We start from the raw sequence: 20,461 nt of genomic DNA on the forward strand, positions 1-20,461 counted from the left end.
GAAATTTCAACTGAAGCCTGACCTACCTCTGATACCTATACGGCACGCGCGCCTATGATGCAGCGGTACGCCTTAACTCTTGTTGGCTCAAAATACCATACGGCCATCAACTTCGAGAAAACACCACGAGCGGGACGATACGGGAGAGCACAGACGGCCGGACACCGCACTGACATATATGTATAATTTGCCCACAATGGAACGACTTCATTCGATCAATGCGTCCCGAATAGCTTGGTGCTGCGCTGACCACGGCATGTCTACTGACGAACTTGCGGCTGAGGTCAATATCACGCCAAATAGCATGGATCGTCTCATGAATGGCGAAGGCTTGACATTCGCTCAGCTGAGTAAAATTGCTGAATATTTCGGACGAGGGGTATTATTTTTTCTCGAACCAGGCCCCGCAATTGAAGAGCAAGTACACACCCTGGCTTTCCGCACACTTGCGAACCAAAAGCCTGAGCTGACAACAAAGCTAAAAAAATTCATTGAACGCGTGGAACGTCAGCGTTCGGTTTACTTAAGCTTGCGTGACGAACTGAGCAATCAAGATTTGCCAATTTTCGCACCGCCAGATATTCCCCTCGACAACCCGCGTGAAGCGGCAAAAATTGCAAGAAAGTGGTTGCAATTAAACGCCACCAATACGTTTGATACCTATCGCGATGCTGTCGAAGCACGGGGAGTTCTCGTGTTCCTTAGCAATGGATACAACGGGAAGTGGCAAATTGCGAAAGAAAATCCAATTCTCGGTTTTACGCTATACGATCCCGAGTGCCCAGTCATTGTCGTCAAGAAGCAGCAATGGCATCCGCAGCAGTCATTTACGCTCATGCATGAACTGGGGCATCTGCTGCTACACAAAGCAAGTTCAATCGATGATGAAGATGATATGCATTCGCACCGCGGCCTCGAACGTGATGCGAACGCATTTGCAGGTCATATGCTGGTGCCGGACGAATTTTTGGCCAGAATCCAGGATGCGACTCGCCCAGCCAATGCGGCAGAATTCGATGTCTGGTTGTCGCGGGAGCGCAAAGCATGGGGAGTCAGTGCCGAAGTTATTTTACGGCGATTGCTTGATAGCGGACGACTACAACAACACCAATATACGGCTTACCGTGAATGGCGATCCAATTTGGTTTTTCCAGAGGGCGACGGTGGATCGCGGGCCTATCGACATCGAGAACCCAAACATATCTTCGGAGACACATTTGTCCGAACGGTATTAAATGCCCTCAGCGGCCGCCATATTACCCTTTCGAAAGCTAGCAGCTATCTCGACGGTCTAAAACTTAACGATCTGCATCAACTGGAACGTTACTATGCAGGTGTTTGACGCATCCGCTATTGTCTATGCTTGGGACAACTATCCCTTGGTCCAATTTCCTGGCATGTGGCGATGGATGGCAGATAGATTAGTCGATCACACTATCACAATGCCTCATGTGGCATTGTCTGAAGTGGGACATGTAGCACCTGAGTGCGCACGGTGGCTCGAAGGCAACAGCATAGGCAAGCTTCCCATGAGCGATGCCATTCTTCAAGATGCCATACGCATTAAAAATTTACTTGGGATCATCGGCGATCAATACGGTGGTGGGGTAGACGAGAATGATCTAATGATTATCGCCACCGCGCGCGCCGCTCAAGCACGCCTGATTTCCAATGAGGCGGCGCAGCCTGGTCGCCCTAAATTAATGGCAAATTATAAAATTCCAGCAGTATGCGCACTGCCAGAAGTTAGGGTGAACTGCATCACCTTTGTGGAATTCGTCAAGCAATCCCAAGTCGTATTCGGCTAACAATCACTCTAACACCCGCTTTCGCGCTCCAGAACTGCGGCGCCTTTCCTTACCACATCAAATCATCAGGAATCTGGAACGCCGCGTACGGATCATCCTCGTCCACCTGCGTGCTGGCCTGCTTGACGCGCACGACGATGGCCGGGTCGCGTTCGGCGATCTTGTCGGCGATGATGCGCGGCACCAGTTCCACGGCGCCGCCCAGGCAGACGATCACCAGACGCCCCGCCACCAGGTGGGCCTGCACGGCGGCCGTCACGTAGATGCGCTCGATCTTGTTGTTGAACGTGAAGTTATACGGCACGTCGCCGTTGTTGCCCTTGCTCTGGCGATTCTTTTGCACCATTTGCGCGATCTGCGCCACGATGGCTTTCTGGTTGGCGGCCGCGTCGCGCTGGGCGTTCAGCTCACGCGCCCGCTCGGCGTTCTTGCGCTGGGTCTCGAGCGCGGCCAGGCGCACTTCGTCGACACTTTGCGTGCCGCTCTTGCGCTCGTCCTTCTTTTGCTTGCTCTTGTCCTGGTTGGCCAATTTGACCTTTTTCTTGTCGACCAGGCCGGCCTTTAAAAACTGCTCTTGCAACGAGACCATAACTACTCCGTATTGAGGGTGCGCCGGCCAAGGCAGCGGCATCGGCCGGTGGAAAGTCGCTAGCATAGCAAAAAACAGGGCCGCTGCCGCCGCAACATGGCTGCCCGGGCCGGCCGACAGGCGCTGCGCGTCAGGCAGTAACAAAAAGACACACTCGAGTGGAAATTTTGTTGATAAATGTCATATAGTTAGTTACGTTTTGCATATCGGCAGTTGTCTGCCGGTTGCACGTCCCCTTCCACTGACTGCGTCTACAAGGATTTGCCATGAAACAATTAATCGCCCTCTGCATCGCCGCCGCGTTTGCCGGCTCCGCCTTTGCCGCCGCACCGGAAGCGGCGCCCGCCGCCAAGACGGCGCAGCAATCGAAAATGACCACCTGCAATGCCGATGCCGCCGGCAAGAAGGGCGATGAACGCAAGGCCTTCATGAAGGAATGCCTGAGCGCCAAGCCGGCGCCGGCCATGACGCAGCAAAACAAGATGAAGGCCTGCAATGCCGACGCCAAGGACATGAAGGGCGATGCCCGCAAGGCTTTCATGAAAGAATGCCTGAGCGCGCCAAAGAAATAAGCGCCGCTTCGACGCGCCAGCGTGCGCTTCACTGCACGACGCCAGCCGACAGGCTGGCTTTTTTTTGCTCCCGCAAACGGCGCGGCGCCCTGGGCAGGGTGTCCTTGCCCCGCCAACGGACCGGTGAATGCGGCAGCAACGCTGAAGCGTGACAATCATGATGAATGATCAAGATGACAAGAGGATTGATAGCGCGTAATATTTACTCAGCAGTAATGCACGGCGCGGCGGCAGCTTACCCCAGGGGAAGGATGGCAGCGTGGCGATATCGAGCGATCTCGCGCACTGGCGCGGCCTGGTCTTTACCCGCCTGTTGCAGGTGGTGCTGCTGCTTGGCATCGTCACGGCCATTCCCAGCGCGCTGCTGGCCGCGAGCGAAGCCATCTGGTCCATCGTCGCCCTCGACTTGCTGGCCATCGGCTGGATCGGCGTCATCTGGCATAGTCGCGCCATGCCCTACCGCTGGCGCGTCTGGCAATTCCTGATCGTCGCTTACCTGGTGGGCGTGGGCCTGCTGCTGAAAATCGGTCCCGTCAGCCAGATCTACATGATGCTCATGCCCGTACTGGCGGCACTGCTGCTGGGCATGCGGCCGGCCTTGTCCACCCTGGTCCTGACCTCGCTGACCATCTTTTTCCTCGGCCTGCATCCCGACGTCGCCCTGCGCCTGCCGGGCACGCCCGACTCTCCCGTGCTGCGCGCGCTGATCGTGGCCCTGAACTTCCTGTTTATCGCCGCCGTGCTGACCCTGTCCTGCGCCTTCCTGCTGCGCCACCTGGAAGACAGTAGCCAGGCCTTGTCGCAGCTCAACGCCGAGCTGCGCCTGACGGCGACGGCGCTGGCCCGCCTGAACGACATGGTGATGATCGCCGACGTGCTCGATGTCCCGTCCGGCCCCGGCGCGGTGCCCGCCACGCGCATCATCTTCGTCAACGACGCCTTCGAGCGCAGCAGCGGCTATGCGCGCGCCGAGGTGCTGGGCCGCAGCCTGCTGTTCCAGCAAGGTCCCGCCACCGATGCGGACGAACTGGCGCGCATCGCCGCCGCCATGGCCCGCGCCCAGCCGGCCAGGGCGGAATTGCTGAACTACAACAAGGCCGGCAAGGCGTACTGGGTCGAGGCGGAACTGGTGCCGTTCACGGATGCGGATGGCAGGCAGACGCACTGGGTGGCTGTCGAGCGCGAAATCGACGAGCGCAAGAAATCGGAAGCGGACATCCACCGCCTGGCCTTCTACGACGTGCTGACGGGCTTGCCCAACCGACGCCTGCTGATGGACCGCATCAGCCACCTGCTGGCCGCCGCGCCGCGCGACCATACGATCAGCGCGCTGATGTTCATCGACCTCGACCACTTCAAGCACATCAACGACGCGCGCGGCCATGCCACGGGCGACGCGCTGCTGCGCCTGGCGGGCGAACGGCTGGCGCAGCTGATGCGCAAGGCCGACACGGTGGCGCGCATCGGCGGCGACGAATTCGTCGTGCTGCTGGCGCACCTGGCCGATGACCTGGACAACGCCGCCCGCGCGGCGGCCCAGGTGGCCGAAAAAATCCGCGCGGCCATCGCGCGCGACTTCGACATCGGCGCCCAGTCCTATCATTGCAGCGCCAGCATCGGCGTGACCCTGCTGCCGAAAGCGGGCCAGCAGGCGCACGACCTGCTGCGCGAAGCCGACATCGCCATGTACCGCGCCAAGGCGGAAGGGCGCAACGGCATCGCCTTCTTTGAAGCGGCCATGCAGGCGGGCCTGGAGCGCCGCCTGACCCTGGAACGGGCGCTGGCGCGCGCCCTCGACGTGGGGCAATTGTGCATGCACGTGCAGCCGCAGGTCGACCGCCACGGCCGGATGACGGGGGCCGAATTGCTGATGCGCTGGCCGCAGGCGGACGGCAGCTTTATCGCACCCGACATATTCATCCCCATCGCCGAGGAATCGGGGCTCATCATCAGGCTCGGGCACTGGGCCCTGCGCGAAGCGTGCCGCGCCGCCAGCCTGCTGGCACAGGCCCAGCCTGGCCACCCCATCCCCCTGTCCGTGAATGTCAGTCCGGCCCAGTTCCGCCAGCCCGACTTCGCCACCCGCGTGCAGGCGGCGCTGGCCGAACACGGCACGCCGGCCGCCGCCCTGATCCTGGAGCTGACGGAAGGCTTGCTGATCGACCAGCGCGACGCCTCGCTGGCGCGCATGCGCGACCTGGCGAACCTGGGCATCCGCTTTTCCATCGACGATTTCGGCACCGGTTATTCCAGCCTCGCCTACCTGACCTCGATGCCGCTGTACGAACTCAAAATCGACAAGCGCTTCATCGACGACACGCCGCGCGAAGCGCGCGACACGGCCATCGTGCAGGCGATCCTGGCCATGGCGCGCCACTTGGGCTTGCGCGTCGTGGCCGAAGGCGTGGAAACGCAGGAGCAGGCCGACTTCCTGATCGCCCACGATTGCGACGGCTTGCAGGGCTACCTGTATGCGTCGCCGATGCCGCTCGATGACCTTCTCGCCTGGCGGGCCCGGCATCAAGCTTAGCTTTCCGACATTTCCTGCATGAAACTCCTCCGCTAGAATACCGGCCTCATAGTCCTGCACCTTCACCGCTCTTTCTTGTTAAAGTGATCTCCGATGCGTCTGGTTCTCCCCCTGTTGGCCCGCCCACTACTGCTGACCTTGCTCGCAGCCGCCCTGCCCGCCGCCCATGCGGCCCCCGCCACCACCACTGCCCCTACGCCGATCAGCCTGGACCAGGCCATGGCCGATCCCGACTGGATCGGCACGCCCGTCGAAGCGGCCTGGTGGGGCTGGAATGGCCAGCTGTATTACAAGCAAAAGCGCCTCGGCTCGCCCCTGCGCGACACCTACCAATTGCCCGGCGCGAACGCCGCGCTGAATAGCGGCAAGAAGGTCGATGACGCGCAGCTGGCGAACCTCGATGGCCAGCAGATGGTCGTCAACCGGGCCGGCACGCGCGCCATCCTGCTGCGCAACGGCGACTTGTTCGAGCGCGACCTGAAAAGCGGCGCCCTGGTGCAGATCACGCGCGGCGTGTCGGCCATCAGCGATCCGCAATATTCCGCCGACGGCGGCGCCGTGCAATACCGCAGCGGCACCGACTGGTTCAGCTGGAGCCGCGCGGATCGCCTGAGCGCGCCCGTGGCCCTGCTGCGCGCCGCCAAGGACCCGGACGCCAAGCCCGACGCCGATGCCCAGCGCGACCTGCAATTGCGCCTGATCGTCAACCTGGCGCGCCAGAAGGAAGAGCGCGACACGAGCCGCGAACGCCGCCACGAAGAGCGCCGCCTGGATGCCACGCGCGCGCCGGCTCCGATCTACCTGGGCGACAAGGTCACGATTTCCGGCAGCGCCCTGTCGCCGGATGGCCGCTGGCTGCTGTTCGTCACGCAAGACAAGGCGGCGGAAAAAGGCAAGCTGGGCAAACTGGCGCGCTACATCACGGAAACGGGCTACCCGGACGTGGATGACGAACGCACGCGCGTGGGCCGCAACATGCCCATCGCGCAAAGCCTGAAACTGGCAGACCTGCGCACGGGCACGGTGCGCGAGATCGGTTTCGACAGCCTGCCCGGCATCGCCACCGACCCGCTGGCGGCCTTGCGCGCGGAACAGAAACTGCCGCCGCTGAAAGGCAACCGTCCCGTGCGCGTCGACGCCCAGCGCGATGGCATCGCCTGGACCGACGACGGCAGCAAGGTGAGCGTGCGCGTGCGCGCCATCGACAACAAGGACCGCTGGATCGCCAATGTCGACCTGGCCAATGGCGCCCTGCTGCCCGTGCACCGCATCAGCGACGCGGCCTGGGTCAACCGCCGCGCCGACGAATTCGGCTGGTTGCCCGACAACGCCACCCTGTGGTATCTGTCCGAGGAAAGCGGCTACGCCCACCTGTACACGAAAACGGGCGCCGCGCCCGCGCGCGCGCTGACCAGCGGCCAGTGGGAAGTGAGCAATGTCGAATGGAGCCGCGACGGCAAGAACGCCTACTTTATCTGCAACCCGCAAGCGCCCGGCACGTATGAAGTGTGCGCCAGCACGGCGAAAGATGGCGGCGCGCGCGAAATCACCAGCTTGAAAGGCGTGGAAAACTTCGGCCTGTCGCCCGATGGCGGCAAGCTGCTGCTGCGCTATTCCACCAGCTATGTGCCGGCCCAGCTGGCCACCGTGTCCGTGGCGGGCGGCAAGGCGAATATCCTGACGGACACGCGCAGCGACGCCTTCAAGGCGCGCAACTGGGTCATGCCGCAACTGGTGCAAGTACCGTCCACGCATGGCGCGGCGCCCATCTGGGCCAAGCTGTACCGCCCCGCAACACTGGAAGCAGGCAAACACTATCCGATCGTCATGTTCGCCCACGGCGCCGGCTACCTGCAGAACGTGACGCAGCGCTATCCGGTCTATTTCCGCGAGCAAATGTTCCACAATCTGCTGGTGCAGCAAGGTTTCATTGTGCTCGACGTCGATTACCGCGCCTCGCTCGGTTACGGCAGCGCCTGGCGCACTGCCATCTACCGCCAGATGGGCCACCCTGAACTGGAAGATTTCATCGACGGCGCCAACTGGCTGGCGCAGCAGCACCAGGGCGACATCAAGAACGTGGGCATCTATGGCGGCAGCTATGGCGGCTTCATGAGCCTGATGGCCCTGATGCGCGCGCCGGACGTCTTCAAATCGGGCGCGGCCCTGCGCCCCGTGACGGACTGGACGACCTACAACCACGAGTACACGGCGAACATCCTGAACACGCCGGAACTCGATCCGCAAGCGTATAAAATTTCCTCGCCGATCGAATACGCGGACAAGCTGACGGGCAACCTGCTGATCGCCCACGGCATGATCGACGACAACGTGTTTTACCAGGACTCCGTGCGCCTGTCGCAGCGCCTGATCGAGCTGAAAAAGGATAACTGGGAAATGGCCAGCTACCCGATGGAACGCCACGGCTTCGTGCAGCCGGAAGCGTGGTATGACGAGTACCGCCGCATTTATCAGTTATTCCAGCGCACGCTGAAGTAAAGGCTGGGGTCGGCCCCCCGCCTGCGCCAGCGTCAAGCGTTGCGTTAACTAGGTTGCGGGGCTGCCCCCAAACAAGCACTCAGTCAAACGGCAGGGGCCGCGGCGTCGTGTCGCTCGATGGCGGCAGGATCGGCAGCACGATGTGCGGCTGCTTGCCCGTCAGGGTTTTCAAAAAGGCCACCAGTTTCGCGTTTTCATCGGGCGTGAAAGTGCGGCCCAGCTGCAAACGGCCCATCACGTCGACGGCCTGCGCCAGGGTCGCCGCCTCGCCATCGTGGAAATAGGGGTAGGTCAATTCCACGTTGCGCAGGGTCGGCACCTTGAAGTTGAAGCGGTCCGCATCCTTGCCCGTCACGGCCGCGCGCCCTTGCGTCGTCATGGCCGTCTTGTACGGCTCGACGATGCCCATCTTCTGGAAGCTGTTGCCGCCCACGGCGGGGCCGTGATGACAGGCGATGCAGCCGCTCGTCTTGAACAGCTGGTAGCCGGCCAGTTCATCTTTCGTCAGCGCGCTTTTTTTGCCCGTCAACCATTGATCGAAGCGCGAATCGGGCGTCACCAGCACCTCTTCGAAGGCGGCGATGGCGCGCGTGACTTGCTCGATGGTCAGCTTGTCCTGGCCAAACACGTGCTGGAATTCCTGGCGGTAGGCGGGAATCGAGGCCAGCACGTCGATGGCCAGCTCGTGCGTAAAAGCCATCTCGCCCGGATTGGCGATGGGGCCGCCCGCCTGCTCCTGCAAATCCTTGGCGCGGCCATCCCAGAATTGCGCCACGTTCATGCTGGAATTGAGCACCGTGGGTGAATTGATGGGTCCCCGCTGCCAATTGTGGCCGATCGAGGTCTTGATGTTATCCGTGCCGCCCATGCTCAGGTTGTGACAGCTATTGCAGGAAATAAAGCCCGAACGCGACAGCCGCGGATCGAAAAACAGCTTTTTACCCAGTTCCACCATGGCCGGATTGGCCACCTTGGCGGCAATGATGGGCTGGATCGGCTCTTTCTCGGCGGCATGGACGATGCCGCCAAAGGCCAGGCTGGTGATGAAGAGAAAAGGTGAGAGGGTGCGGCGCATAGTCTAACTCCTGGAAACATTCCCGAATCGGCGGTGCACGCCGGCGCGGGAATGCGGCGCGCCGGCCCGGTCGCCACCCGACCATCGCTGATTGGATGTTGATTTATATTAACTTTGACTGGTTGGCAATGAAAATGACCGGGGTCAAGGTTCTGCCACCACGCGAATTGCGCTTGCCATTTCAGCAAGCGTGGCACATGATGAAGGCATGACGACCTCCACCACCTCCGCCCTGCTGCGCGCCGCCTGCGCCAGCCTCCTGTTGCTGACCGCCAGCGCCTGCGGCAGCGCCCCTACGCAAGATGATGCGTCGCCCGCACCGGGCAATGCCGGCTTGCTGGCGCAGATCCAGGCGGAAGTGGGTCCCGCCGCCTGTGATTCCACCCAGCAATGCCAAACCGTCGCCATCGGCGCCAAGGCTTGCGGCGGGCCCGAACGCTACCTGGCGTGGTCCAGCAAGGACAATGACGGCAAGAAACTCAAGGCCCTGGCCCAGGCGCATGCGGAAGCGAGCCGCAAGCAGCAGCAGGCGGACGGCATGATGTCGACCTGCTCCATCGTCACGGACCCGGGCGCCACCTGCGAAGCGGGGCGCTGCGTGCTGCAAAAGAGCGGCATGGGCGGCAGCTCGGCGCTATAAAAAAGCCGCTGGATCAGCGGCTTTTGGGGTTCTGCAAGGCATCAAGGCTGCAGCTGCAAGGTCTTGACGATCTTGCTCTCCACCTTCTCGCCCGCGCCCGAGGTGGCATTCCTGCTTTCCTTGCGCAGCAACAATAAGTGGTCGCCGCTGACGCCATACTGGCGCGTCTCGTCCGTCTTTTGCGTAAAGCTGACGACAACGAAAGCGCGCCCGCTCACGTCAAAGTGAAAACGGCTGGCCAGCGGCGTGCCGTCCGCCGCGATCCACACCTCGATGCCGCCGTCGAACTTCTTCACATACTTGCGGTCTTTCTCAGGCACCTTGTCGAGCGACAAGGTAAAACTCAGCAAGCGTGCCGGCTTGCCCTTGTAGCTATCGACCTTTTCGGCGCTGAACACGGCTTCCTCGATCTCGCGCGACAGGGCGTCCGCCGCCGACACCATGGAACGCAATTCCGTCGCCTTCATTTCTCCCAGCGCAAAGCCGATCGGCGTCCTGGCCTTCGGGTCTTTCACCTTGGCGCGCTGCTCGGCCTCCACTTTCGCCAGCAAATCCTTGCCATAGAGCACCTGCAAGCCCGCCGGTCCGCCCTCGACAGTCACCGTGGCCTGGCCGCTATCTTCTTCCGCCTCCTTGCCCTCGCCCTCACGGCGCCAGCTTTTCGATTCCACCTGCGCCTTGATCGGCGTTTGCCCCTGCAGCCGCGCCAGTGCCGCATTCAGGTCGGCCAAGCCATCGGCCCGCGCCGTCCCGCAAAACAAACCGAACAAGCCGGCCAGCGCCAGCCATTGCATGCCATTACGTCGCTGCATCGCACATCCCTTCAAGTCATACAAGGATGCCAAAACACCATGTTTTGGCCATCTGTTGCATTTGAACACAGCTAACTCTGGTCAGGTGGAAAGTCTTTCTGCTATAATTCGCCGCCTTGGCCTGGTAGCTCAGTCGGTAGAGCAGAGGATTGAAAATCCTTGTGTCGGTGGTTCGATTCCGCCCCGGGCCACCAAGAATTCAGCAGTACATAGCAAAAAGCCAACCTTCGGGTTGGCTTTTTTGTTTTCCCCGGAAAAAACCTGCCATCCCGTCGCTGTGTACGCAAACGAACGGACTGCAGCCGCCCAAGCGCCCATGCTGCAGGCAGACCACTCCTCCTTCCCGCCGCTAGCGCCCTGCGCGACACGGCAGACGGGTCGGCTGGTCAGTTCTCCCCGCCACACCGCCATGCGAAACTCGCGCCCGACGCCGTCGAGCCGTTCCGTACATAACGGCTCACTGCCAAAGGATGCACCATGAAACCTACCCTGATACTGCTCGCGCTCGCCTCTACCCTCGCCCTGACTGCTTGCCAGCGCGAAGCGCCACCCGCGCCCACCGTCGTGCAAGTCGTCCCTGGCGCGCCTGGCCCTGCCGGTGCCACCGGCGCCACGGGCGCCACGGGGGCGGAAGCGCCTGCCGGCGCGACCGGCGCCACCGGTGCCACGGGCCAGACTGGCGACAGCGGCGCGCAAGGCAATGATGGCGCCAAGGGCGAAATGGGCGCTACCGGCGATGAAGGTGCCAAAGGCGACACGGGCGCCAAGGGTAAAACCGGCGACACCGTGATTGTCGTTCCACAGCGCTGATCCCGCCACCATCGGGGGCACCGCCCCCGTACTTCCCGCACAACGCCAACCCATCCGGTTGGCGTTGTGCGTATGCGCACTACCGCACAGTAACATCGGCCGCATGCGCCTACCCTGTCCCTATTCAATGGGAGATATCGCATGCTGATGATGATACTGGTGGCAGCCTTGCTCTGCCTGATCGTAGTGTTCGCGCCCGGCCCCGTGCGCCGCGCCCTGATTACCCCGCATCTGCTGGCTTTGTTCAAGCGCATCTTGCCAAGCATGTCCGACACGGAGCGCGACGCGCTTGAGGCGGGCACCACGTGGTGGGATGCGGAACTGTTTTCCGGCCAGCCGGACTGGTCCAAGCTGCTGGCGTATGCGCCCCCCACGCTGAGCGCCGAAGAGCGCCACTTTCTCGACCACGACGTCGAGCGCTTGTGTGCACTGGTCAATGACTGGGACACGCAGCAGTTGCTGGATTTGCCGCCGCCAGCCTGGGCCTACATGAAAAGCCAGGGCTTCCTCGGCATGATCATTCCCAAGCAATATGGCGGCAGGCAGTTTTCCGCCTACATGCACTCGCAGGTGGTGATGAAGCTGTCGACGCGCTGCTCGGCGCTGGCCGTCAGCGTGATGGTGCCCAACTCATTGGGGCCGGCCGAACTGCTGCTGCACTACGGCACCGAAGAACAGAAAAACCATTATCTGCCGCGCCTGGCGGCCGGCACCGAGATTCCCTGCTTTGCCCTCACCAGTCCGTATGCGGGTTCCGATGCGGCCGCCATCCCCGACCTGGGCGTGGTCTGCATGGGCATGCATGAGGAGCGAGCTACCCTGGGTTTCCGCATCACCTGGAACAAGCGCTACATCACCCTGGCGCCCGTGGCGACGTTACTGGGGCTGGCATTCCAGACCAGCGATCCCGAGCACTTGCTGTCCGACAACGACGCGCCCGGCATCACCTGCGCGCTGATTCCCGCCAGCCACGATGGCGTGGTGATCGGCCGGCGCCACCATCCCTTGAACGCCGTCTTCCAGAACGGCCCCACGTCAGGCAAGGATGTCTTCATCCCCATGGAGTGGGTCATCGGCGGCCAGGCGCAGGTGGGCAAGGGCTGGCGCATGCTGATGGAGTGCCTGGCGGCCGGGCGCGCCATTTCGCTGCCTTCGTCCAGCGTGGGCATGGGCAAGATGGCCGTGCGCGGCACCAGCGCGTACGCGGCCGTGCGGCGCCAGTTCAACATGCCGATCGGCAAGTTCGAAGGGGTGCAGGAAGCGCTGGCGCGCATGGGCGCCAATCTGTACCTGATGGATGCGGCGCGCACCTTGTCGGCGCTGGGCGTGGACCTGGGCGAAAAGCCGGCCGTCATTTCCGCCATCGTCAAATACCACGTCACGGAACGGGGCCGCGCGCTCGTCAATGACGGCATGGATATTCTCGGCGGCAAGGGCATATGTAGCGGGCCAAACAACTTCCTCGCCAGCGCCTACCAGCAGATTCCCATCGCCATCACCGTCGAGGGCGCCAACATCCTCACGCGCAGCCTGATCATCTTCGGCCAGGGCGCCATCCGCGCCCATCCGTATGTACTCAGGGAAATGGCCGCCGTCGGCGAAAGCGACGGCCGCAAGGCCTTGCGCGATTTCGACGCGGCCTTCTTCGGCCACGTCGGCTTTGTGCTGGGCAACCTGGCACGGGGCCTGTGGTACGGGCTGGGCGGCGCGCGCCTGGCCGCCGTGCCGCAGGCGGGCGCGCCCGAGCTGGCGCCCTACTACCGCGCCCTCACGCGGCTGTCGACGGCGTTTGCCGTCATGACGGATATGTCGATGTTCGTGCTCGGCGGCGAACTCAAGCGCCGCGAGCGGCTGTCCGCGCGCCTCGGCGACGTGGTCTCGCAACTGTATTTATGCTCGTCCGTGCTGAAGCGCTACGAGGATGACGGGCGGCCGCCAGCCGATTTGCCGTATGTGCACTGGTCGCTGCAGGATGCGCTGGTGAAAGCCCAGCAGGGCTTGACGGGCGTGCTGGAGAATTTCCCCGCGCGCGGGCTGGCCGTACTGCTGCGCACGCTGCTGTTCCCGTTCGGCTTGCCGCACCGCCTACCTTCGGACGAGCTGGGCAGCGACGTGACGCACGCCATGCAGACGGCCGGCGCCGACCGCGAGCGCCTGCTGGCCGATTGCTACGTGGCCAGCGAGGGTAGCCAAGGCAACGACCCGCTGGCCAGTGCCGAACGGGCCTTGATTTTGCTGCCGCAAGTCACGGCCATCGAAAAGCGCCTGAAAGACATGCCGGAAGGCGCGGGCCTCAAGCACATGCCGCAAAGCCTGCCTGCCATGCAAACATGGCTGTCCGCCGCGAAAGCGGCAGGCGCCGTCAACTGCCAGGAGCACAATACCCTGCTGGAATTTGCGCGCCTGGTCGACGGCTTGATCCAGGTCGACGATTTTGCGCCCGCCGCGACGCAGGCAGCGCAGGACGCCTATCCGCGCGATGACGCCGGCGTCGTCGCGGCCAGCGACAAGCCCAGCACGAGCGGCACCAGCGCCGCGTACACGACGATGACGGAAAGCCAGACGGCGCCGGGCCAGTACGCCCTGACGCCAAAATAAATGCTGGAAAACACCAGCGGGCACAGCACGGACGCCAGGCTCACGGCCGAGGCCAGCACGCCCTGGAACTGGCCTTGCCGGTCCTCGGACACTTGCCGCGTCGCCAGCGACTGCAGGGCTGGCGCGCCGATGCCGCCCAGGGCGAAGACGGGCATGATGGCGAAGATCATCCAGCTGCGCGTGGCGAACGCCATGACGACCAGGGCCAGGCAGGCGCAAGCGATGCCCGCCAGGATGGTGGCCCGCTCGCCCAGCAGCCTGACGGCGGGGCCGGGCAGAAAAGCCTGCGCCAGCGCCTGGCATACGCCGAAGGCGCCCAGCGACAGGCCGATCCACAAGCCATTCCACTCGAACGCATCGTGGCCCCACAGCGCCCAGCACACGCCATACACTTCACCGGCGGCACTGAAGGCAAAGAAGATGGCGGTGATCGGCAGCAAGCTTTTCTGGGAAAACACCCAGCGCAGCGGATGCAGGGGGTTCAATGCCGCCAGATCGATTTTCGCGCCCGCAGGCGGGCGTAGGGACGGGCGCGACTCGGGCAGCGTCAACAACGCCAGCAACAGGTTGCCAGCATTCAAGATGGCCGCCGCCATGAACGGCAGGCGCAGCCCGTAATCGCCGAGCGCGCCCCCCAGCACGGGGCCGATGATGAAGCCGGCACCGAACATGGCGTTGAGCAAGCCGAAACGGCGCGCCCGCGTTTCTTCGGGAGAAATATCGGTGATGTAGGCCGTGGCCACGGACACATTGGCGCTCGTCAACCCGGCAATGGCGCGTCCCAGCAGCAGCATCCACAGGCTGGGGGCAAAGGCCAGGAACAGGTAGTTGACGGCCGCGCCGGCCAGCGACAGCAACAGCACGGGGCGCCGCCCCAGGCGGTCGCTCAGAGAACCCAGCACGGGGGCAAAAATAAACTGCATCAGCGCGTACAGGGCCGTCATGACGCCGATGTACGGCGCCACGTTGGCTGCATGCGTGACCTCTTGCAACAGCGCCGGCAGGATGGGGAAGATCAGGCCGATGCCGACAGCGTCGAGCACGACGGTGGCGAAGATGACGGGCAGCGCTGCCACGGGGGCGGATAATTTCATATACTCAATCCAAATATATACTCAGTACATAAATAGTACGCCCAGCAAGGCTGCGCCATCAAGCGATATGTGTACTCAGTACACTTCGTGTATGATCGGGGCAACATGACCATTCCTACCGACCTCCGCTCCCGCAAACGCCTGGCCACCCGGCAAGCCATTTCCAATGCCGCCACGCGCCTGTTCTTCGTGCGCGGCTTCGAGCAGGTGACGGTGGACGACATCGCGGCGGCGGCCAATGTGGGGCGCATGACCGTGTTCAACCATTTCCCCCGCAAGGAAGACATGTTCTTCGACCGCGAGGAAGAGGGCCGCGAACTGCTGCGCGCCGCCTTGCGCCAGCGCGATCCCGCAGTGTCCCCCGTGGAAACCCTGCGCCTGCTGGCGCACCGCCTGGTGGCCGAGGACAGTCCCTACATCACGTTTTCCGCCGCTGGCCAGGGTTTCATTGCCACCATTGAGGCCAGCGAGACCCTGAAAGCGCGGGCGCGGGCCATCCGCGACGAGCTGGCGCAAGTGGTGGCAACGGCGTTGACCGACGGCGCGGGGCGCGACGCCCACGATCCCCAGGCCCGCCTGGCGGCCAGCCTGCTGCTGGCGACCTGGAGCGTGGCCCTGATCGAGGCGCACCGCGCATTCCGCCAGCATGGCGACGCACAGCGGGCCAAGGCCGGCTTTCTCGCCCTGCTGGACCAGGGCCATGCCGGCGTCAAGGCGGCGCTGGCCGGCACGCCCTACGCCTGAGCGATACCTCCCGGCTACCTCGCGGCCGCCTCCGCGCATCGCGCTTGCAGCCTGGCGCAGCGCAAATCCTCCCCATCTTTCCCCGCCATTGAGCGGCGCCTGTGCTTGCGTGAGCGCGTGCCGGCTTCCTATCATGAAGCCACGCGCCGGCCAGCGCTGCATGCAGGCCGGCACGGCGGATTTGTCTCCATAGTCAGTCACACTGCCCATCACCGTATCCAGGGAGGTAGATGATGAATACCTTGACGAATGGCCAGTTCAATGAGCTGCAAGCCTCATTGAGAGGGCAACTTTTACATGCGAACGACGCTGGCTACGACGGCGCCCGCGCCGTCTGGAATGCCATGATCGACCGGCATCCGGCCCTCATCGCGCGCTGCGCCGGCACGGCGGACGTGCGCGCCGCGCTGTCCTGGGCGCGCGACCACGGCCTGCCCCTTGCCGTGCGCGGCGGCGGCCACAATATCGCCGGCAGCGCCCTGTGCGACGATGGCCTGGTGATCGACCTGTCAGCCATGCGCTCGGTGCATATCGATCCGCAACGGCGCCGCGCCCAGGTCGAAGGCGGAGCCACGCTGCACGACTTCGATCACGAGGCGCAGGCGTTTGGCCTGGCCACGCCGCTGGGCATCAATTCCACGACGGGCGTGGCAGGGCTGGCCCTGGGCGGCGGCTTTGGCTGGCTCAGCCGGACACTGGGCCTGGCGGCCGACAATCTGCTGGCGGCCGACATGGTCATGGCCGACGGACAGTACCTGCATGCCAGCGCAACGCAACACCCCGACCTGTTCTGGGCCATCCGGGGCGGCGGCGGCAATTTCGGCGTGGTCACGCGCTTCGAATTCCAGCTGCATCCGGTCGGGCCGGAGGTCACCGCGGGACTCGTCGTCTTCCCCTACGCGCAAGCGAAGGCGGTGCTCACCAAGTACCGCGATTATGTCGATGCCATGCCCGATGAGCTGACGATCTGGGCCGTCCTGCGCAAGGCGCCGCCGCTGCCTTTTTTGGCGCAGGAGGTCCATGGCCAGGACGTGCTCGTCCTGCCCGTCTTTTCCACAGTGCCATCGGCGGCCATGCAGGAGGCGATCGGCCGCATCGGCCGCTTCGGCCAGCCGCTGGGCATGCACCTGGGCCCCGTGCCTTACGCGGCCTGGCAGCAGGCATTCGATCCCCTGCTCACGCCAGGCGCGCGCAACTACTGGAAATCGCATAATTTCACGCAGCTCAGCGACGCGGCCATCGATACCGTCATCCGCCATGCGGGCCGTCTGCCGACGCCGCAATGCGAGATCTTCCTCGGCCTGCTTGGCGGGCAGGCGAGCCGCCCGGCGCCGCAGGCGACGGCCTATCCGCACCGCGACGCCCTGTATGTGATGAACGTGCACACGCGCTGGGACGACCCGGCCGACGACGTGCGCTGCATAGCCTGGGCGCGCGACTTCTTCCAGGACGCGGCGCCCTATGCGACGGGCAGCGTGTATGTCAATTTCCTGACCGAGGATGAAAGCGAGCGCACGGCCGACGCGTATGGGGTGAACTATCCGCGCCTGGCGCGTATCAAGAAACAGTATGATCCCGCCAACCTGTTCCACGCCAACCAGAACATCCGGCCGGCCGCCTGACAGGCCACGCCGCGACGCCAGCACGGGCAGGCTGGCGTCGCGTCGCGGCATGCGGCAATCCCTTGATCCAGGGCAATGCAATGCCACGCTCTTGCGCCTACAATCGCCGGCTTTGCCCCTCGCCCATGCGCCACGCTCCCGAACTCCTCCTGCCTGCCGGCTCCCTGGCCAAGATGCATGCCGCCTTCGACTATGGCGCCGACGCCGTCTACGCGGGCCAGCCGCGCTACAGTTTGCGCGTGCGCAATAACGACTTTTCGACCTTGCACGCCTTGCAGGAAGGCATTGATGGCGCGCATGCGCGCGGCAAGCAGTTCTTTGTGGCCAGCAATATCTTCGCCCACAACGCCAAGCTGAAAACGTATCTGCGCGACATGGAGCCGGTGATCGCCATGCGCCCCGACGCGCTGATCATGGCCGATCCGGGCCTGATCATGATGGTGCGCGACAAGTGGCCGGAGATTCCCGTGCACTTGTCGGTGCAGGCGAATGCCGTCAACTGGGCCGACGTGAAATTCTGGCACCGCATGGGCCTGACGCGCGTGATCCTGTCGCGCGAACTGTCGCTCGACGAGATCGAGGAAATCCGCCAGCGCTGCCCGGAAATGGAACTCGAGGTGTTCGTCCACGGCGCCCTGTGCATCGCCTATTCGGGCCGCTGCCTGCTGTCCGGCTACTTCAACCACCGCGACCCGAACCAGGGCACGTGCACGAATTCCTGCCGCTGGGATTACAAGGTGAAAAACGCGGCGGAAGACGCCAGCGGCGACCTGGGCGCCATGCAGGTGGTGCCGCTCCAATTCCACCAGGCGCTGGCCGAGGCCGACAACAACGCGTTTTCCGCCCTGCACCAGCAGCCGCGCCACCCGCTGGCCGACCAGCCCTATCTCATCGAAGAAGCGCAGCGCCCGGGCCAGCTGATGCCCATCCTCGAAGACGAGCACGGCACCTACATCATGAATTCGAAGGACTTGCGCGCCGTCGAGCACATCGAGCGCCTGGTCAAGATCGGCGTCGATTCGCTGAAGGTCGAGGGCCGCACCAAGTCGCTGTACTACGCGGCGCGCACGGCGCAAGTCTACCGCCAGGCCATCGACGACGCCGTGGCGGGCCGCCCCTTCGATATCAGCCTGCTGGGCCAGCTGCAAGGCCTGGCCAACCGCGGCTACACGGACGGCTTTTACCAGCGCCATCACACGCAGGCGCACCAGAACTACATGCGCGGCGCGTCCGAGGCGGACCGCAGCCAGTACGTGGGCGACGTGCTGGACGTGACCGATGGCTGGGCCAGGGTGGAAGTGAAAAACCGCTTCGCCGTGGGCGACCGCATCGAAGCCCTGCATCCGGGCGGCAACCGCGACTTCACCATCGCCCGCATGCTGGCCGATGATGGCAGCGAGCTCCAGGTGGCGCCCGGCAGCGGCCACTTCGTGCGCATCGAACTCGACGGCGCGCTGAATAAAGCCTTGCTGGCGCGCTATTTGTAACCGCCAGTCTGGCGGCGGCATCGGCAAACCAGTCCGCAAGTGTTTGATTTGACAAGAGAAGTTTCGATTGCTAGCGCCTAAATAATTTGTTTAGGCTTCAACATTGCTATACGATACGGCCACCCTGCGCCCGGGGGCCTGATCGGCATCCCGGGCATCCCTGACACGTTCACCGGAATCCCCGATGCCACCTGCCACCTCTGCCCTGATCACCAATGACGCCGTCGTCCTCGGCCTGCTCGCCATCACTCTGGGGGCCGTCTTCTGGACCGCCTCGCGCGCGGACGGCTTCTGGAAAAAGTTTTACACGTATATCCCTTCCTTGCTGATGTGCTATCTGATCCCGGCGCTGCTCAATACCTTCGGCATCATCGACGGCAACGCCTCCGGCCTGTACGCCGTGGCGCGCGACTACCTGCTGCCCAGCGCGCTGGTCCTGCTGTGCGTGGCCATCGATTTCGGCGGCATTATCCGCCTCGGGCCCAAGGCCATCATCATGTTCCTCACGGGAACGCTGGGCGTCATGCTGGGCGCGCTCGTCTCGTTCGAGGCCCTGCGGCTGATCCACCCGGAAACGGTGGCGGGCGACACGTGGCGCGGCATGACGACTGTCGCCGGCTCGTGGATAGGCGGCGGCGCCAACCAGGCGGCCATGAAGGAAGTGTTTGAAGTGGACGCCACCCTGTTTGGCCAGTTCGTCGCCGTCGATGTGCTGGTGGCCAACGTCTGGACGGCCGTGCTGCTGTTCCTGGCCGGCCGCGCGGGCGCCTTCGACCGCTGGACCGGCGCGGATCTGTCCGCCATCAACGCGCTCAAGGACAGCATCGAAAGTTACCGTGCGCAGCATGCGCGCATCGCCACCCTGACCGACATCATGATCATCCTCGGCGTGGGCCTGGGCGTGACGGGCCTGTCACACTTCCTGGCCGGCCCCATCATCGGCTGGATCACCACCCTGCCGGCCGCATGGCGCCTGCAGGATTACAGCCTGACGTCGAACTTCTTCTGGATCGTCGTGCTCGCCACCACGTTCGGCCTGCTGCTGAGCTTTACCCGGGCGCGCAGCCTGGAAGGCGCGGGCGCCTCGACCATCGGCTCGGCCATGCTGTACGTGCTGGTGGCCACCATCGGTATGCACATGGACTTGAAGGCCCTGTTCGACAAGCCCTTTTTGTTCCTGCTGGGCCTGATCTGGATCGCCGTGCATGGCGGCCTGATGCTGCTCGTCGCCAAGCTGATCCGCGCGCCCCTGTTCTTCATGGCCGTGGGATCACAGGCGAACATCGGCGGCGCCGCCTCGGCCCCCGTCATCGCCAGCGCCTTCCACCCTTCGCTGGCGCCCGTCGGCGTGCTGCTGGCCGTGCTCGGCTACGCGCTGGGCACCTACGGCGCCTACATCACGGGCTTGATCCTGCGCGGCATGGCGGGGTGACGGTGCTGCCGGCAAGGTCAGGCGACCTGCAGTGCCTGACTTTGCCAAAAGCCACCGATAGTTGTTGTAGTGAGACACATGACAATATACATGGCAAAAAATGCAACTTCCTTCCTCTAGTGAGCTGAAGTAAGATAATATTTTAAAGC

Annotated in this window: 15 protein-coding genes, 1 tRNA gene and 1 pseudogene; 13 read left to right on the forward strand and 4 right to left on the reverse strand. The window is 63.5% G+C overall.

Features of this window, described 5'->3' with window-relative positions; translation table 11 throughout:
- Positions 1-196 precede the first annotated feature (196 nt).
- Together BM193_RS26630 and BM193_RS26635 are read left to right on the forward strand one after the other, a co-directional pair.
- A complete protein-coding gene (locus BM193_RS26630) occupies positions 197-1,342 on the forward strand; it encodes an ImmA/IrrE family metallo-endopeptidase (protein WP_092804029.1) in 1,146 nt (381 codons plus the stop codon).
- Positions 1,329-1,808 carry a DUF4411 family protein gene (locus BM193_RS26635; protein ID WP_092804027.1) on the forward strand — a complete coding sequence of 160 codons (480 nt, stop codon included), beginning with the start codon at positions 1,329-1,331 and terminating at the stop codon, positions 1,806-1,808. The genes BM193_RS26630 and BM193_RS26635 overlap by 14 nt, the downstream gene beginning before the upstream one ends.
- Before the next feature lie 49 nt (positions 1,809-1,857).
- Here the strand turns inward: BM193_RS26635 and BM193_RS26640 are convergent, their stop codons facing one another.
- A complete protein-coding gene (locus BM193_RS26640; RefSeq protein WP_070223805.1) occupies positions 1,858-2,397 on the reverse strand; it encodes a DUF2058 domain-containing protein in 540 nt (179 codons plus the stop codon).
- Between the two features lie 266 nt (positions 2,398-2,663).
- On the opposite strand from BM193_RS26640, the gene BM193_RS26645 reads away from it, so the two are divergent.
- From BM193_RS26645 to BM193_RS26655, 3 genes are all read left to right on the forward strand, one after another.
- A complete protein-coding gene (locus BM193_RS26645; RefSeq protein ID WP_092804024.1) occupies positions 2,664-2,969 on the forward strand; it encodes a PsiF family protein in 306 nt (101 codons plus the stop codon).
- Between the two features lie 259 nt (positions 2,970-3,228).
- Positions 3,229-5,499 (forward strand): putative bifunctional diguanylate cyclase/phosphodiesterase, encoded by a 2,271-nt coding sequence (locus BM193_RS26650; protein ID WP_092804021.1) that lies wholly within the window; start codon positions 3,229-3,231, stop codon positions 5,497-5,499.
- Positions 5,500-5,592: 93 nt separating this feature from the next.
- Entirely contained in the window at positions 5,593-7,998 is a 2,406-nt protein-coding gene (locus BM193_RS26655; protein ID WP_092804002.1) for a S9 family peptidase, read from the forward strand.
- 79 nt (positions 7,999-8,077) lie between these two features.
- On the opposite strand, the gene BM193_RS26660 is transcribed toward BM193_RS26655, so the two are convergent.
- Positions 8,078-9,073 carry a cytochrome-c peroxidase gene (locus BM193_RS26660; protein WP_092803999.1) on the reverse strand — a complete coding sequence of 332 codons (996 nt, stop codon included), beginning with the start codon at positions 9,071-9,073 and terminating at the stop codon, positions 8,078-8,080.
- A gap of 208 nt (positions 9,074-9,281) precedes the next feature.
- On the opposite strand from BM193_RS26660, the gene BM193_RS26665 reads away from it, so the two are divergent.
- On the forward strand, positions 9,282-9,713 hold the full coding sequence (locus BM193_RS26665) for a hypothetical protein (protein ID WP_092803996.1): 432 nt from the start codon (positions 9,282-9,284) through the stop codon (positions 9,711-9,713).
- A 41-nt stretch (positions 9,714-9,754) separates the two neighbouring features.
- On the opposite strand, the gene BM193_RS26670 is transcribed toward BM193_RS26665, so the two are convergent.
- Positions 9,755-10,525 carry a hypothetical protein gene (locus BM193_RS26670; RefSeq protein ID WP_254786437.1) on the reverse strand — a complete coding sequence of 257 codons (771 nt, stop codon included), beginning with the start codon at positions 10,523-10,525 and terminating at the stop codon, positions 9,755-9,757.
- A 118-nt stretch (positions 10,526-10,643) separates the two neighbouring features.
- On the opposite strand from BM193_RS26670, the gene BM193_RS26675 reads away from it, so the two are divergent.
- The 3 genes from BM193_RS26675 (at position 10,644) to BM193_RS26685 (ending at position 13,933) form a co-directional block, all read left to right on the forward strand.
- Positions 10,644-10,719, forward strand: a tRNA-Phe gene (locus tag BM193_RS26675).
- Positions 10,720-11,002: 283 nt separating this feature from the next.
- The gene (locus BM193_RS29320) at positions 11,003-11,335 is read left to right on the forward strand and encodes a hypothetical protein (RefSeq protein ID WP_092803990.1); all 333 of its coding nucleotides are present in this window, start codon (positions 11,003-11,005) and stop codon (positions 11,333-11,335) included.
- Positions 11,336-11,482: 147 nt separating this feature from the next.
- Positions 11,483-13,933, forward strand: a complete 2,451-nt coding sequence (locus tag BM193_RS26685) for an acyl-CoA dehydrogenase (protein WP_254786443.1) — start codon at positions 11,483-11,485, stop codon at positions 13,931-13,933.
- On the opposite strand, the pseudogene BM193_RS29210 reads toward BM193_RS26685, so the two are convergent.
- Positions 13,912-15,027, reverse strand: a pseudogene (locus BM193_RS29210) (TCR/Tet family MFS transporter); the annotation flags it as partial. The gene BM193_RS26685 and the pseudogene BM193_RS29210 sit on opposite strands and share 22 nt — an antisense overlap.
- A 105-nt stretch (positions 15,028-15,132) precedes the next feature.
- On the opposite strand from BM193_RS29210, the gene BM193_RS26695 reads away from it, so the two are divergent.
- The 4 genes from BM193_RS26695 to BM193_RS26710 all read left to right on the forward strand — a co-directional run bounded on the left by BM193_RS26695 (position 15,133) and on the right by BM193_RS26710 (position 20,312).
- Complete coding sequence (locus BM193_RS26695; protein ID WP_092803984.1) at positions 15,133-15,771, forward strand: TetR/AcrR family transcriptional regulator; 639 nt, start codon at positions 15,133-15,135, stop codon at positions 15,769-15,771.
- A gap of 233 nt (positions 15,772-16,004) precedes the next feature.
- Positions 16,005-17,393, forward strand: coding sequence for an FAD-binding oxidoreductase (locus BM193_RS26700; protein WP_092804092.1), 1,389 nt, complete (start codon positions 16,005-16,007; stop codon positions 17,391-17,393).
- 125 nt (positions 17,394-17,518) lie between these two features.
- A complete protein-coding gene (yegQ, locus tag BM193_RS26705; RefSeq protein ID WP_092832566.1) occupies positions 17,519-18,880 on the forward strand; it encodes a prephenate-dependent tRNA uridine(34) hydroxylase TrhP in 1,362 nt (453 codons plus the stop codon).
- 184 nt (positions 18,881-19,064) lie between these two features.
- Entirely contained in the window at positions 19,065-20,312 is a 1,248-nt protein-coding gene (locus BM193_RS26710) for a DUF819 family protein (protein WP_092803978.1), read from the forward strand.
- Positions 20,313-20,461 lie beyond the last annotated feature (149 nt).

The organism is Janthinobacterium sp. 344, assembly GCF_900112025.1.
Taxonomy (GTDB): Bacteria; Pseudomonadota; Gammaproteobacteria; order Burkholderiales; family Burkholderiaceae_D; genus Janthinobacterium.

Coding starts and splice junctions, on each gene's coding strand:
- BM193_RS26645 (WP_092804024.1), top strand. CDS start 2,664: ATGAAACAATTAATCGCCCTCTGCATCGCCGCCGCGTTTGCCGGCTCC.
- BM193_RS26660 (WP_092803999.1), bottom strand. CDS start 9,073: ATGCGCCGCACCCTCTCACCTTTTCTCTTCATCACCAGCCTGGCCTTT.
- BM193_RS26685 (WP_254786443.1), top strand. CDS start 11,483: ATGATGATACTGGTGGCAGCCTTGCTCTGCCTGATCGTAGTGTTCGCG.
- BM193_RS26695 (WP_092803984.1), top strand. CDS start 15,133: ATGACCATTCCTACCGACCTCCGCTCCCGCAAACGCCTGGCCACCCGG.
- BM193_RS26635 (WP_092804027.1), top strand. CDS start 1,329: ATGCAGGTGTTTGACGCATCCGCTATTGTCTATGCTTGGGACAACTAT.
- BM193_RS26710 (WP_092803978.1), top strand. CDS start 19,065: ATGCCACCTGCCACCTCTGCCCTGATCACCAATGACGCCGTCGTCCTC.
- BM193_RS26670 (WP_254786437.1), bottom strand. CDS start 10,525: ATGCAGCGACGTAATGGCATGCAATGGCTGGCGCTGGCCGGCTTGTTC.
- yegQ (WP_092832566.1), top strand. CDS start 17,519: ATGCGCCACGCTCCCGAACTCCTCCTGCCTGCCGGCTCCCTGGCCAAG.
- BM193_RS26640 (WP_070223805.1), bottom strand. CDS start 2,397: ATGGTCTCGTTGCAAGAGCAGTTTTTAAAGGCCGGCCTGGTCGACAAG.
- BM193_RS26665 (WP_092803996.1), top strand. CDS start 9,282: ATGACGACCTCCACCACCTCCGCCCTGCTGCGCGCCGCCTGCGCCAGC.
- BM193_RS29320 (WP_092803990.1), top strand. CDS start 11,003: ATGAAACCTACCCTGATACTGCTCGCGCTCGCCTCTACCCTCGCCCTG.
- BM193_RS26630 (WP_092804029.1), top strand. CDS start 197: ATGGAACGACTTCATTCGATCAATGCGTCCCGAATAGCTTGGTGCTGC.
- BM193_RS26700 (WP_092804092.1), top strand. CDS start 16,005: ATGAATACCTTGACGAATGGCCAGTTCAATGAGCTGCAAGCCTCATTG.
- BM193_RS26655 (WP_092804002.1), top strand. CDS start 5,593: ATGCGTCTGGTTCTCCCCCTGTTGGCCCGCCCACTACTGCTGACCTTG.